Source organism: Microbacterium sp. MMO-113 (genome assembly GCF_037148555.1).
Classification (GTDB): domain Bacteria; phylum Actinomycetota; class Actinomycetes; order Actinomycetales; family Microbacteriaceae; genus Microbacterium.
Window position 1 is genome coordinate 16,065 of the sequence record NZ_JBBCTD010000007.1, and the last position, 13,773, is coordinate 29,837.

Annotated in this window: 11 protein-coding genes and 1 rRNA gene; 7 read left to right on the top strand and 5 right to left on the bottom strand. The window is 71.3% G+C overall.

Annotated features, from left to right (window positions below; translation table 11 throughout):
• Positions 1-12 precede the first annotated feature (12 nt).
• Both WFJ36_RS17010 and WFJ36_RS17015 read left to right on the top strand, forming a co-directional pair.
• Entirely contained in the window at positions 13-1,290 is a 1,278-nt protein-coding gene (locus WFJ36_RS17010; protein ID WP_336643810.1) for a DUF445 domain-containing protein, read from the top strand.
• A 1-nt stretch (position 1,291) separates the two neighbouring features.
• Positions 1,292-2,206, top strand: coding sequence for an agmatinase family protein (locus tag WFJ36_RS17015; RefSeq protein WP_292785785.1), 915 nt, complete (start codon positions 1,292-1,294; stop codon positions 2,204-2,206).
• A gap of 30 nt (positions 2,207-2,236) precedes the next feature.
• Here the strand turns inward: WFJ36_RS17015 and WFJ36_RS17020 are convergent, their stop codons facing one another.
• Positions 2,237-3,241, bottom strand: coding sequence for a LacI family DNA-binding transcriptional regulator (locus WFJ36_RS17020; RefSeq protein WP_292785783.1), 1,005 nt, complete (start codon positions 3,239-3,241; stop codon positions 2,237-2,239).
• Positions 3,242-3,357: 116 nt separating this feature from the next.
• On the opposite strand from WFJ36_RS17020, the gene WFJ36_RS17025 reads away from it, so the two are divergent.
• Genes WFJ36_RS17025 through WFJ36_RS17040 form a run of 4 tightly spaced genes read left to right on the top strand, consistent with a single transcriptional unit; the run spans position 3,358 to position 8,409 of the window.
• Complete coding sequence (locus tag WFJ36_RS17025) at positions 3,358-4,608, top strand: sugar ABC transporter substrate-binding protein (protein WP_071329106.1); 1,251 nt, start codon at positions 3,358-3,360, stop codon at positions 4,606-4,608.
• Positions 4,609-4,610: 2 nt separating this feature from the next.
• Positions 4,611-5,708: a carbohydrate ABC transporter permease gene (locus tag WFJ36_RS17030; protein WP_336643811.1), complete on the top strand. Its 1,098-nt coding sequence runs from the start codon at positions 4,611-4,613 to the stop codon at positions 5,706-5,708.
• Positions 5,705-6,544 carry a carbohydrate ABC transporter permease gene (locus WFJ36_RS17035; protein WP_256209442.1) on the top strand — a complete coding sequence of 280 codons (840 nt, stop codon included), beginning with the start codon at positions 5,705-5,707 and terminating at the stop codon, positions 6,542-6,544. The genes WFJ36_RS17030 and WFJ36_RS17035 overlap by 4 nt, the downstream gene beginning before the upstream one ends.
• Positions 6,541-8,409 (top strand): glycogen debranching N-terminal domain-containing protein, encoded by a 1,869-nt coding sequence (locus WFJ36_RS17040; RefSeq protein ID WP_336643812.1) that lies wholly within the window; start codon positions 6,541-6,543, stop codon positions 8,407-8,409. The genes WFJ36_RS17035 and WFJ36_RS17040 overlap by 4 nt, the downstream gene beginning before the upstream one ends.
• 12 nt (positions 8,410-8,421) lie before the next feature.
• Here the strand turns inward: WFJ36_RS17040 and hutI are convergent, their stop codons facing one another.
• Genes hutI through hutH form a run of 3 tightly spaced genes read right to left on the bottom strand, consistent with a single transcriptional unit; the run spans position 8,422 to position 12,777 of the window.
• Positions 8,422-9,588 carry an imidazolonepropionase gene (gene hutI, locus WFJ36_RS17045; RefSeq protein WP_071329109.1) on the bottom strand — a complete coding sequence of 389 codons (1,167 nt, stop codon included), beginning with the start codon at positions 9,586-9,588 and terminating at the stop codon, positions 8,422-8,424.
• On the bottom strand, positions 9,585-11,243 hold the full coding sequence (gene hutU / locus WFJ36_RS17050) for a urocanate hydratase (RefSeq protein ID WP_292785751.1): 1,659 nt from the start codon (positions 11,241-11,243) through the stop codon (positions 9,585-9,587). The genes hutI and hutU overlap by 4 nt, the downstream gene beginning before the upstream one ends.
• The gene (gene hutH, locus WFJ36_RS17055) at positions 11,236-12,777 is read right to left on the bottom strand and encodes a histidine ammonia-lyase (RefSeq protein WP_292785749.1); all 1,542 of its coding nucleotides are present in this window, start codon (positions 12,775-12,777) and stop codon (positions 11,236-11,238) included. The genes hutU and hutH overlap by 8 nt, the downstream gene beginning before the upstream one ends.
• A gap of 94 nt (positions 12,778-12,871) precedes the next feature.
• Here hutH and WFJ36_RS17060 point away from each other — a divergent pair, with 94 nt between their 5' ends.
• A complete protein-coding gene (locus WFJ36_RS17060) occupies positions 12,872-13,609 on the top strand; it encodes an IclR family transcriptional regulator (protein WP_256209444.1) in 738 nt (245 codons plus the stop codon).
• A 66-nt stretch (positions 13,610-13,675) separates the two neighbouring features.
• Here the strand turns inward: WFJ36_RS17060 and rrf are convergent.
• Positions 13,676-13,773: ribosomal RNA gene (gene rrf, locus WFJ36_RS17065) — 5S ribosomal RNA — on the bottom strand; the annotation flags it as partial.

Sequence of the window (13,773 nt, forward strand, 5' to 3'; positions counted from 1 at the left end):
AAGGATGACGTCATGCCGCGAACACCCACGACGCTGCTCTCCGTCGCCGACCAGGAGCGCCGGCGCGCGCTGCGGCGGATGAAGGCCGTCGCGCTCGGGGCGCTGATCTTCATGGCCCTCGCCTTCATCGTCGCGTTCGCGTTCCAGGAGCGGGTCGGTGGGCTCGCGTACGTCCGCGCCGCCGCGGAGGGCGGCATGGTCGGCGCGCTCGCGGACTGGTTCGCGGTGACCGCGCTGTTCCGCCGTCCGCTGGGTCTGCCCATCCCGCACACCGCGATCATCCCGAACCGCAAGGACGAGATCGGCCGCACGCTCGGCGAGTTCGTGGAGACGAACTTCCTCGCGGCCGACGTGGTGCGCACCAAGCTCGCCAGCACCGCGATCGCCCTCCGCGCCGGCGAGTGGCTCCGCGAGACCCCGCATGCCGAGCGCGTCGCCGCGGAGGGGGCGACGATCGCGACGGCCGTGCTGAACGCGCTGAGCGACGACGACGTGCGCGATCTCCTCGCCGACCTCGCGCGCGAGCATCTCGTCGCGCCGGAGTGGGGGCCGCCCGCTGGAGCGTGGCTGGAGAAGATCGTGGAGGCGGAGGCGCACCACGGTGCCGTCGACCTCGCGGTGGACAGCATCGGGCGATGGCTCGACGCGAACGCCGCCTCCTTCACCGGACTCGTCTCCCGGCGGCTCCCCGGATGGATGCCGAAGATCGCGCACCGCCTCATCGACGACACGGTGTACAACGAGGCGGTCAAGTTCGTCCGCGCCGTCCAGGCCGACCCGCGGCACCCGGCCCGCCTCGCGATCGACGGGTACCTGTCCCGCCTCGCGGACGCCCTGCAGAACGATCCCGCGACGCGCGAGAAGCTGGAGAACGCCAAGGCCGCGCTCTTCGACAGCCCGCGCGTCGGCGCCCTGGCTGCAGAGGCCTGGAACACCGCCAAGAACGGGCTCCTCACCTCCCTCGCCGATCCGGAGAGCGGGCTGCGGCGACGCGCCGTGCAGGCGCTGCAGGAGGTCGGCGAGCGGCTCACGACCGATGCCGCCCTGCAGCGCCGCGTCGACACGTGGGTCTCCGATGCGGCCGTCTTCCTCGTCGACCGGTACCGGCACGACATCGCCTCGATCATCACCGACACCGTGGAGCGCTGGGACCCCGCCGAGACCACCGAGAAGATCGAGCTCATGGTCGGACGCGACCTGCAGTACATCCGTCTGAACGGCACGGTCGTCGGGGCCCTCGCGGGCCTCGCGATCTTCACCGTCGCCCACGCCCTGATCCCGGGAGTCTGACATGGCGCTGTCCCACGATCCGCTCTGGCCGCGCGCCGGCGCCTGGCCCGCGTTCGAGGGCACGGCCGATGCGGTGCTCCTCGGCGTCCCGACCTCGCGCACCTCCCTGTCCCCGACCGGGGCGCACGCGACACCGGCCGCGATCCGCGAGGCGCTCCCCCGCTACGGCACGACGGTGCTCGGCCCGCCGACGATCGACCTGGACGAGGTGCTCCGCATCGCGGACGCCGGGGACGTGCCGGAGCCGGACGGCGACGCGGGAGAGGCGCGTACGATCGAGCGGGTCCGGGAGCTCGCGGGAGCGTCTGACCTCGTCATCGCCCTCGGCGGCGACAACTCCCTCACCTACCCGGTCGCGCTCGGAGCGGAGGCCACGGGCCTGATCACGTTCGACGCCCACTTCGACCTGCGCGACGGCGTCTCCAACGGCACCCCGGTGCGGCGGCTCGTCCAGGACGTTCCCGCCGCGGCAGGCGTCCCGACGGCCCGCGTCGACCCCACCCGGATCGTGCAGATCGGCCTCGCCGACTTCGCGAACTCCGCCGCGTACGCCCGCCGCGCGGCCGACTGGGGCATCCGGGTCGTCACCCTCGACGACGTGCGCCGTCGCGGCATCGCCGACGTCGTGGCCGAGGCGGTCGAGATCGCGGGGGCGGGCGACGCCGCCCGGGTGCACCTCGACATCGACGTGGACGTGTGCGACCGCGCGGTCGCACCGGGCTGCCCAGCCAGCGTCCCCGGAGGCCTGGCGGCGTGGGAGCTGCGCGCTCTCACCCGGGCGGTCGCCGCCGATCCGCGGGTCGTGAGCGCCGACATCGCCGAGGTCGACGCGACCGCGGACGCCGAGGACGGTCGCACCGTGCGACTCGCTGCCCTCTGCGTGCTCGAGCTGCTCGCCGGCCTCGCGGCACGCTGAGCAGGGGAGCGGCTCGGGCGACGCGCCGGATCAGCGCACGACCAGCTCAGGCGTGATGAGTGCGTGCGCCGAGCCGGACTCGACCCGGCGCGGTGCGACCACGTCCCCTGTCGGCCCCATGAGCAGCTGCAGGATCGCCTCCGCGACATCCTCCGGTCGTTGTTCGACGCTGGAGAATCCCAGTGCTTCGGCGGTGGGGGTGTTGTCGAACCCGATGACCGGGACGGTCTTCCCGGCGTCGGCGAGGCCGAGCAGAGCCCCCACGGCGAGAGAGTCGCTGGCGCAGACGACGGCGTCCGCCCGGATGCCGTCCTCCATCGCGCGGGTGATCGCCCGACGCGCCTCGGGAACCGAATCCTCGGCGATGACCCGGGCCCCGTGCGCCCCCGCCTCCGTGAGGGCCTCGCGCCACCCGCGTTCTCGGTCGTCCCCCGTGCCCGACCCCGACGGCCAGCCCAGGAAGGTCACCGCGCTCCCGTGCTGCAGCGCATACGTCGTCGCCGCCCTGGTGCCCGCCGCACCGTCCACGTCGACCCAGAGATGCATCGGATCGGAGATGTCGTCGTCCCCCCACGGCCGGCCGAAGGAGATGAACGGCAGACCGAGCGCGTCCAGCCGCATGACGCGGGGATCGTCGCGCACGGTGCCGGTGAGGATCGCGGCATCGATCTCGGATCCGTCCCACAGTTCGGCGAGCCGGCCGAGCTCCTCCTCCGGGGTCCGCGCCGCGTACACGAGCATGCGCATGCCGCGATCACTCGAACGCTCCGTGATGGCGTGCACGAAGCGATCCAGCACCACCCCCGAGATCCCGCCCAGATACGGGTCGAGCCGGATGCCGATCGTCGAACTCCGACGCAGGCGCAGCCGGCGGGCCGCCGCGTGCCGACGGTAGCCGAGCTCGTCGATGGAGGCGAGCACGCGCTCCCGGGTGGCCGGCCGGACGATGTCCGGGGTGTTCAGGACGTTCGACACCGTCTGGCGGGAGACGCCGGCGTGCGCCGCCACATCCTCCACCGTGGGGGCCTTGGCCATCGCACTCCTCGATCCCGGCGGCTTGACACGTCCGCACTGCCGCACCTAGCGTATTCCATGCAGAGTTTGATCGTTCAAATTCCTGCCCGCCGGCCCTCATCAAAGGAGAGAGAGACATGACACGGCAGACCACACGCGCCTGGCTCGGCGCTGGAGCGGTCCTGATCACCACCACCCTCGCGCTCACCGGGTGCGGGTCCGGGTTCTCGGGCGAGGAGCAGAGCGAGGGCGACACGGACCTCACCTCCTCCGACGACGGCCTCACGATCCTCATCGGCTCGTCCGGCGACGCCGAGACCGCCGCCGTGCAGTCGGCGCTCGACGCCTGGTCCGAGGAGTCCGGCACCGAGGTCGACCTCCAGGTGGCGAGCGACCTGGCGCAGGAGCTCTCTCAGGGCTTCGCCGCCGGAAAACCCGCCGACCTCTTCTACCTCGCACCCGAGCAGATGGCCGGGTACGCCTCGAACGGCTCCCTCCAGGCATACGGCGACGAGCTCTCGAACAAGGACGACTTCTACCCCTCCCTCGTGGAGAACTTCACCCTCGACGGCACGTTCTACTGCGCGCCCAAGGACTTCTCCACGCTCGCGCTCGTGATCAACACGCGCCTGTGGGCGGAGGCCGGACTCACCGATGCCGACCTCCCGAAGAGCTGGGACGACCTCGCGGCCGTCGCGCAGAAGCTCACCACCGCCGACCACGTGGGCCTGGCCTTCGGCGCGGAATACCAGCGCGTCGGCACGTTCATGGCGCAGGCCGGCGGCGGGCTCGTGAAAGACGGCACAGCGATCGCGGATGACCCCGCGAACGTCCAGGCGCTGGAGTACGTGCAGTCCCACCTCGTCGACGGCACCTTCGCCTACGCCAAGGACGTCGGGGCGGGCTGGGGCGGTGAGGCACTCGGGAAGGAGCTCGCCGCGATGGTGATCGAAGGCAACTGGATCACCGGCGCGATGGCGAACGACTTCGGCTCCGTGGACTACACCGTCGCCGAGCTTCCCGAAGGTCCGGGCGGCCCGGGCACCCTGCAGTTCACGAACTGCTGGGGCATGGCCGCCGACAGCCCCAACCAGCAGGCGGCCCTCGACCTCGTCGAGTACCTCACCAGTGCCGACAGCCAGCTCGCCTTCTCGAAGGCATTCGGCCCGATGCCGTCGATCACCTCCGCCGCCGACCAGTGGACCGCCGACAACCCGGACCTCGCGCCCTTCCTCGCGGGAGCGGACTACGCGCAGTTCCCGCCCAACCAGGACGGCGCTGCGGACGTGATCGCCGACTTCAACGCGCAGCTCGAGTCGCTGAAGACGGGAGACCCCGCACAGATCCTCGGCACCGTGCAGTCGAACCTCGAAGCGATCGTCGAGTAGCGATGGCGGGACACGCCCTGTCTCGCCGCGGGGGAGCCTCCGGACTCCGCCGCGGCGAGGCCGCAGCCGGCTGGCTCTTCACGGCGCCGGTCATCCTCATCCTCGGGGTCTTCCTGCTGGTCCCCGTGCTCATGGCCCTGTGGGTCAGCATGTCGGACTGGGCGGGGCGCGGCAGCCCCCTCTCGCCGTCGGTCTCGTTCGTGGGCACGGAGAACTACTCGGCCGTGCTGGCCGACGGCGGCCTCGCGACCAAGGACTTCGGGACCGCGCTGCGCAACAACTCCTGGTACGTGCTGCTCGTCGTGCCCCTGCAGACGGCCATCGCCCTGTTCCTCGCCGTCCTGGTGAACAGAGCGGTGCTGCGCGGCCGCGGGTTCTTCCGGACCGCGTACTACTTCCCCTCCGTCACGAGCTCGGTGGCGATCACGGTGCTCTGGCTCTTCCTGTTCTCCGCGAGCGGAGCGGTCAACAGCGTGCTCGCCTGGTTCGGCTTGAACGGTCCGAACTGGTTCAACGACCCCCGCGGCATCCTGCATCTCGCGCTCAGCGGCGTCGGCATCGACACGGGGCCCGCCGCGCTCACCGGCGGCGGGATGCTGGGCATCTCCTGGTGGGAGTGGCTCGCTGGTCCCTCGATCGCCATGAGCGCGTACATCCTGATGGCCATCTTCACGACCTCCGGCACCTTCATGCTGCTCTTCCTCGCCGGTCTGCAGAATCTCGGCGCGGACGTCGACGAGGCGGCCATGATGGACGGGGCGAACGGGTGGCAGCGGTTCTGGCGGGTGACCCTGCCGCAGCTGCGGCCGACGCTGTTCACGGTGCTCACCCTCGGCCTCATCGGCTGCTGGCAGGTGTTCGATCAGATCTACACCGGCACCCGTGGTGCCCCCAGCAAGACGACTCTCACCCCGGCGTACCTGTCGTACAAGACGGCGTTCACGGACCAGGAGTGGGGTCAGGGCGCCGCGATCGCCTTCATCCTCTTCGTCATCATCGTGATCTTCACGCTGCTGCAGCGCTGGGTGCTGCGCGACCGGCCGGTATCGCGGCGCCGCATCCGCGCGTACGAGGTCGCGCGCGAGGAAGGGACATCATGAGGCTCTCGCGCACGCAGCTCACCGGGCAGATCGTGCTGTACACCGTGCTGATCGCGCTCGCCGTCATCTACATCTACCCGTTCCTGATCCAGGTGTTCACGAGTTTCAAGACGGACGAGGACGCCGCGAGCTCCGGAGTGAACCTGCTCCCGGAGTCCTGGACCTTCGCCGCCTATGAACGGCTCTTCGCCAACTCCGACTTCCCGTCGTGGTTCGTCAACAGCGCGATCGTGACGATCTTCGTCACCGCGGGGCGGGTGTTCTTCAACTCCCTCGCCGGATACGCGCTCGCACGTCTGCGCTTCCGCGGTCGGGGAGTCGTGTTCGCGGCCCTCGTCGCCGTGATGTCGGTGCCGACGGTCGTCCTGCTCATCCCGAAGTTCCTCGTCATCAACCAGCTCGGCATCTTCAACTCCTACGCCGGTATGATCCTGCCGCTGCTGGTCGACGCCGCCGGCGTCTTCATCATGAAGAACTTCTTCGAATCGATCCCGGTCTCAGTCGAAGAGCAGGCGCGGATCGACGGAGCCGGCGCGTTCCGGACCTTCTGGTCGGTCGTGCTCCCGATGGCGACGCCCGCCCTCATCACGATCGTCATCCTGTCGTTCCAGGGGTCGTGGAACGAGCTCAGCCACTTCATCGTGTCCACGAACGACCCCGCGCTGACGACCCTCACGAAGGGTGTCGCCTCGCTCGCCAGCGGGCAGCTCAGCCAGGGCACCCAGTACCCGCTCAAGCTCGCGGCGGCGCTCATCATGACGATCCCCGTCGCCGTGATGTTCTTTATCTTCCAGCGCCGCATCATGAATTCCACCGAAGGAGCCGTCAAGGAATGACCGACCGCCCCCACCTCCAGCCGCTGCTCGACGACGCCGTGGTCGTGCTCGATGCCCCCACCCAGGTCTGGTCCGACCGCGACGGCGACGTCGGCGGCGCCCCGATCCACGGCGTCTACCACGGCGACGTCCGTCACATCGCCGCGATCGGACTCGAGGTCCGGGACACCGCCCTGGAAGCCATCGCCTGCTCGTCGCCGGTCCCGCAGCGTGCGCTGTTCACCAGCCTGCTGCGCGGACTCGACGATGCCGCCGCCGATCCGAAAGTGCGCCTGGATCGGGATCGCGCTGTCGAGCCGGGGAGACTGACCGAGACCCTGCGGGTATCCTCGCACCTCGAGCACGAGGTGACGGCCGAGCTCGCGGTGCGCATCCGCCCGGATTTCACCCCCATGCAACTCGTCAAGGCGGGGGTGACCGGTGGCGAGGAGTGGTCGTGGGACGGCGAGCGCTGCCGCGCAGGGCAGGCATCGTTCACGCTGCGCGCTGTGGACGCCACCGCGTCGATCGACGGTCGGGAGCTGCTGCTCGCCTGGCGAGTGACCGTCCCTCCGCGCGGCGAGGCTGAGGTGACGTGGTCGGCCGACCTCGACGATCCGACCCTGGTCGTGACGTCGCCACCCCGGACAGCCGGCGTCCGGCGCGTCCCCACCGGAGCGGACCCTCGCACCGCGCGGTGGTTGGAGCGCGCCTGCGCCGACCTCGACGCCCTACGACTGGCCCTGCCGGACCAGCCGGACGAAGCGTTCTACGCCGCGGGTGCTCCCTGGTTCTTCACCCTGTTCGGACGGGACTCGCTCTGGGCAGCCCGTCTCGCCCTCGCCGCCGACCGCGACATCGCCGCCTCCACCCTGCGGGTGCTCGCGCGTCTCCAGGGCACGGTGCACGACCCCGGCACCGCGGAGGCTCCGGGCAAGATCGCGCACGAGCTGCGTAGCGCGGAGCTCTCCCTCCCCGGCGAGGGCGTGCTGCTGCCTCCGCTCTACTACGGCACGGTCGATGCAACACCGCTGTGGATCTGCCTCCTCGCCGACGCGCGCGCGGCCGGCCTGACGATCACGGAGTTGAGGGACCTGGAGCCCGCGTTGCGCGCCGCCTTGACGTGGATGATCGAGCACGGCGACGCCTCCGGCAGCGGCTTCATCGATTATGCGGATGAGTCGGGCCACGGCTTGGCGAATCAGGGCTGGAAGGACTCCGGCGACTCGATCCAGTGGCGCGACGGTCGTCTGGCGGAAGGTCCCATCGCGCTCAGCGAAGTGCAGGGATACGCCTACGAGGCCGCGGTGCGCGGAGCAGCGCTCCTCGACGAGCTGGGCACGGCCGGCGGCGACCATCTGCGTTCGTGGGCGGCGGACCTGCGGCGACGCTTCCGGGATGCCTACTGGGTCACTACGCCGGAGGGGCGGTACCCCGCCATCGCCCTCGACGCCCACGGCGCCGCGGTCGACACGCTCACCAGCAACATCGGTCACCTCATCGGCACCGGGCTGCTCGATCCGGACGAGGAGCGCGCCTGCGCGGAACTGCTCGTCGGTGAGACGATGTCGAGCGGCTACGGCGTCCGCACGATGTCCACGGAGGCCTCGGGGTACTGGCCGCTGAGCTACCACGGCGGCAGCGTGTGGACGCACGACACCGCGATCGCCGTGCACGGGATGCTCCGCGCGGGCCTCACGGATCATGCCGGACGCATCGCCGCCCAGCTGCTCGATCTCGCCGAGGGTTTCGACTACCGCGTGCCGGAGCTGCACTCGGGCGAGCCCCGCATCGTCGGCGGCCGACCGGTCCCCTATCCGGCCGCCTGCCGTCCACAGGCGTGGTCCGCCGCGGCCGCCGTGGTCTGCGCCGAAGCCCTGCGGTGACGGGCGGGACGGTCAGACGACGGCCGTCCCGTCCTTCCAGACGCGCCGCACCAGCGGCACACCCGGGCGATACGCCAGGTGCACGCGGGAGGGGGCGTCGAGCAGCACGAGGTCGGCGCGCGCCCCGGGGGCGATGCGGCCGATGTCGTCGCGCCGGAGTGCCCGCGCCCCGCCGGCGGTGGCGGCCCAGACCGCCTCCGCCGTGGTCATGCCCATGTCCCGCACGGCGATGGCGATGCAGAAGGCCATGGACGACGTGAAGCTGGACCCCGGGTTCGTGTCGCACGCGAGCGCGACCGTCACCCCTGCGTCGAGGAGCCGGCGCGCATCCGGATAGGGCTGGCGCGTGGAGAACTCCACGCCGGGCAGCAGCGTGAGCACCGTGTCCGATGCGGCGAGCGCGGCGATGTCCGCGTCGGTGAGGTAGGTGCCGTGATCCACCGACGCCGCCCCCAGCTCGACCGCCATCCGCACGCCGTCGCCCGGACCGAGCTGGCTCGCATGCACCCGAGGAGCGAGACCCCGGGTGATGCCCGCCTCCAGGATCCGTCGTGACTGCGCCACCGTGAACGCGCCGGTCTCGCAGAAGACGTCGATCCACCGGGAGTGCGGGGCGCACGCGTCGAGCATCGGCCCCACGACGAGGTCGACATAGGCGTCGGGATCGTCGGCGTACTCGACCGGCACCACATGCGCACCGAGGAACGTGACCTCCGACGTCACCTCGGCGGCGAGGCGCACGAGGCGCTCCTCCTCCGCGACGGCGAGACCGTAACCGCTCTTGATCTCGACCGTGGTGGTGCCCTGTGTCCGCAGCTCCCCGATGAACCCGCGCAGTCGGGCGCGCAGGTCGTCGTCGGTCGCCGCCCGCGTCGCCTGGACCGTCGAGCGGATGCCGCCCGCCGCGTACGGCTGCCCCGCCATGCGCGCCTCGAACTCCGCCGCCCGATCGCCGCCGAAGACGAGGTGGCTGTGGCTGTCGACGAATCCGGGGATCATGGCCCGACCCCCGGCGTCGACGACCTCGTCGGCCGCGGGAGCTGTGGCGGACGATCCTACCCACGCGATCCGCTCGCCGTCGATCAGCACGGCCGCGTCGCGCAGCGTGCCGGTCGGGTCGCCCCCGGCGGCGACATTGGTCGTCAGCTCCCCGATCCCGGAGATGAGCGTCGTCGTCACAGCATCGGCACCTTCAGTCCGCGGTCGCGCGCGACCTCCTTGGCGTGGTCGTACCCGGCGTCCACGTGCCGCATGACGCCGGTCCCGGGGTCGTTCGTCAGCACCCGGGCGAGCTTCTCCGCCGCGAGAGCCGAACCGTCCGCCACCGTGACCTGTCCGGCGTGGATCGAGCGCCCGATCCCCACCCCGCCGCCGTGGTGCAGCGACACCCACGACGCCCCGGAGGCGGTGTTGAGGAGGGCGTTGAGCAGCGGCCAGTCGGCGATCGCGTCGGAACCGTCCTTCATGGCCTCGGTCTCCCGGTACGGCGACGCGACGGAACCGGAGTCGAGGTGGTCGCGGCCGATGACGATCGGCGCGGACAGCTCTCCCGAGGCGACCATCTCGTTGAACTTCAGTCCGGCGAGGTGCCGCTCCTGGTAGCCCAGCCAGCAGATGCGCGCCGGCAGCCCCTCGAAGTGGACGGCCGATCCCGCCTTGTCGAGCCAGCGGTGCAGGGCGGCGTCCTCGGGGAAGAGCTCGGCGATCGCGCGGTCCGTCTTGAAGATGTCCTCCGGGTCTCCGGACAGCGCCACCCAGCGGAACGGTCCTCGCCCTTCCTCGAACTGCGGGCGGATGTAGGCGGGGACGAATCCGGGGAACGCGAACGCCCGGTCGAAACCGCCGAGCTGCGCCTCCGCGCGGATCGAGTTGCCGTAGTCGAAGACCGCCGCCCCCGCGTCCTGGAAGCCGACCATCGCGGCGACGTGGGCGGCCATGGACTCCCTCGACCGCCGGGTGAACTCCTCGGGGTCGCGCGCGGCGTCCTCCTTCCAGCGGTCCACGTCGATGCCGATCGGCAGGTAGGCGAGCGGGTCGTGGGCGCTGGTCTGGTCCGTCACGACGTCGATCGGCACGCCCCGGCGCAGGAGCTCGGGGAAGACCTCTGCGGCATTGCCCACGACGCCGACCGAGAGGGCGTGACCGGCCTCCTTCGCCGCGACCACCCGGGCCACCGCCGCATCGAGGTCGGTGGTGTACTCGTCGAGGTACCGGTGCTCCACACGGCGGGCCAGCCGCGTCTCGTCGACGTCCACGATCAGGACCGCGCCCTCGTTGAGGGTCACGGCGAGGGGCTGCGCCCCGCCCATCCCGCCCGCACCGGCGGTCAGCGTCAGCGTCCCCCGCAAGGAGTCCCGCCCGAGCGAGCGGGCGACCGCGGCGAACGTCTCGTACGTCCCCTGCAGGATGCCCTGCGTGCCGATGTAGATCCAGGAGCCGGCGGTCATCTGGCCGTACATGGTCAGCCCCAGCTCCTCCAGACGGCGGAACTCCGGCCAGGTCGCCCAGTCGCCGACGAGGTTCGAGTTGGCGATGAGCACGCGCGGCGCCCACTCGTGGGTGCGGAACACGCCCACGGGCTTCCCGGACTGGACGAGCAGCGTCTCATCCGGCTCCAGCTCGTCGAGCGTACGGACGATCGCCTCGTACGCCGCCCAGCTACGGGCCGCCTTGCCCGTCCCACCGTAGACCACGAGGTCCTCGGGGTGCTCGGCGACCTCGGGATCGAGGTTGTTCATGAGCATGCGCTTGGCCGCTTCCGCGCCCCAGCTCTTGGCGGTGCGCTCGGCACCGCGGGCGGCGCGTACCGTGCGCGCTGCGTTCTCCTCAGTCATGCATGTGCTCCTTTGCGACACGGGCGATGGCACCCGACTGGACGAGGGCGGTCACGGCTTCCATCTCGGGCGAGAGGTGGCGGTCGGCGCCGGGGCCCGCGGCGACCGTGCGGACGAGGTCGCGCACGGCTCCGGTCGCCGGCCCCGCCTCGAGCGGGGCGCGGAGATCCAGGGCGCGGGCGGCGGTGAGGATCTCGATCGCCAGGACGCGGGAGAGGCCGTCGATCGCCCGACGCAGCTTCCGCGCTGCAGCCCAGCCCATCGAGACGTGGTCCTCCTGCATCGCCGAGGAGGGGATGGAGTCGACCGAGGCGGGGACGGCGAGACGCTTCAGCTCGGAGACGATGCCGGCCGCCGCGTACTGCGCGATCATCAGGCCGGAGTCGACGCCGACCTCCGCCGCCAGGAAGGGCGGGAGTCCGTGACTGCGCGCCGGGTCCAGGGCCCGGTCCGTGCGGCGCTCCGACACGGACGCGACGTCGGCGACCGAGATCGCGAGGAAGTCGAGGACGGCGGCGACGGGCGCCCCGTGGAAGTTGCCGTTGGACTCGATGCGCCCGTCGAGGGTGATGATGGGGTTGTCGATGACGCTGGACAGCTCGCGCTCCGCGATCGTGACGGCATGCCCGAGCGTGTCGCGTGCGGCGCCGTGCACCTGCGGGGAACACCGCAGCGAGTATGCGTCCTGCACACGGCCGTCTTCCGGGCCTTTGTGGCTGGCGACCATCGGCGACCCGGCGAGCAGCGCCCGGAGATGACCCGCGGATACGGCCTGTCCCGCCTGCGGACGCAGCGCCATGAGATCGGCGGCGAACACCGCATCGGTGCCGAGCTGCGACTCCACCGACATCGCCGCCGCCACATCCGCCGTCAGAAGCAGCGTCTCCAAATCGTGGAGCGCGAGCACCAGCGTCCCGAGCATCCCGTCGGTGCCGTTGATGAGGGCCAGTCCCTCCTTCTCCACGAGCGTGAGGGGCGCGATGCCGGCGTCCGCGAGGGCCTCGGCCGCCGGGACGAGTCGGCCCGTGGCGTCGTGCACCTCGCCCTCGCCCATGGCGGCGAGGGCGATGTGGGCGAGGGGAGCGAGATCCCCGGAACACCCCAGCGAGCCGTACTCGCGGACCACTGGCACGATGCCCGCGTTGAGCAGCGCGGCATACGTCTCGACGACGACGGGACGAACCCCCGTGCGTCCCGACGAGAGCGTCTGGAGGCGCAGCAACTGGAGCCCGCGCACCACTTCCCGCTCCACCTCGGCGCCGGTGCCGGCGGCATGCGATCGGATGAGGCTCGCCTGCAACTGCAGTCGACGTTCCGGGGCGATGAAGGTCGTCGCCAGCGCACCGAAGCCGGTGGACACGCCGTAATGCGGGTGCGGGTCGGCGGCGAGGCCGTCGATCACGCGGCGGGTCTCAGCGACCTTGGCCAGCGCAGCCGGGTCCACGATGACGGGAGCATCGTGACGCACGACGCGGACGACCTCCGCCGGGGAGAGAGGGGCGGCGCCGACGAGGACAGGGGCAGGATCGCTCATGTCTCGATTCCACACCCGCCGGGTCGACGTGCGCGCGGCTTCGTGGCAACCTGTGTCTGTGATCCCAGACATTCCCGAGGCCGATGACGTCCAGGTGCCTGCCGCGGCGCAGACCCTGCGCATCCTCAGCTACCTGGCGGGCCGGCCGGCACCGGTGGCGGCGTCCGCGATCGCCCGCGAGCTCATGCTTCCGCGATCGACGGTCTATCACCTGCTGCGCACGCTCGCCGTGCACGGCTTCGTGCTGCACCTCCGCGAGGAGCGCCGGTGGGGACTCGGGACATCGGCTTTCGAGCTGGCCGGAGGCTATGCCCGGCAGCAGCCGTTGGCACGGCTCGGCCGTCCGCTCATCGCCAGCCTCTCCGACCAGCTCGGGGAGAGCGCGCACCTGGCGGTCATGAGCGGCGGCGACGTGCTGTACATCGTCGAGGAGCGTGCGCCACGGCGGCCAGCGCTGGTGACCGACGTGGGCGTGCGCCTGCCCGCGCACCTGACCGCGACCGGACGCGCGATGCTCGCCGCCCTCCCCCGCGAACAGGTGCGGGCGCTGTACCCGGATGCTTCCGCCTTCTCCGAGCGCACGGGGCGGGGCCCGCGACGGCCCGGCGAGCTGCGCGATCTCCTCCGGGAGGTGCGCTCGCGAGGCTGGGCGACGGAGGACGGAGAGGTCGCGGAAGGCCTGCGCTCCGTGGGCGCCGTCGTGCGCGACGCTGCCGGCTGGCCCGTCGCCGCGGTCGCGGTCACCTGGGCCGGGGACGACGGCGCAGAGGTCATGCTGGCGAAAGCGGTGCGCGAGACCGCAGCAACGCTCGAGGCGCGGCTAGCCCGCTGAGGCGACGCCTCACGCGTTAACGCAAGAAGGCCACCCAGCATTGGGTGGCCTTCTTGTTTAAAAGGAGTCCGGCGGTGTCCTACTCTCCCACAGGGTCCCCCCTGCAGTACCATCGGCGCTGTGAGGCTTAGCTTCCGGGTTCGGAATGTGACCGGGCGTTTCCC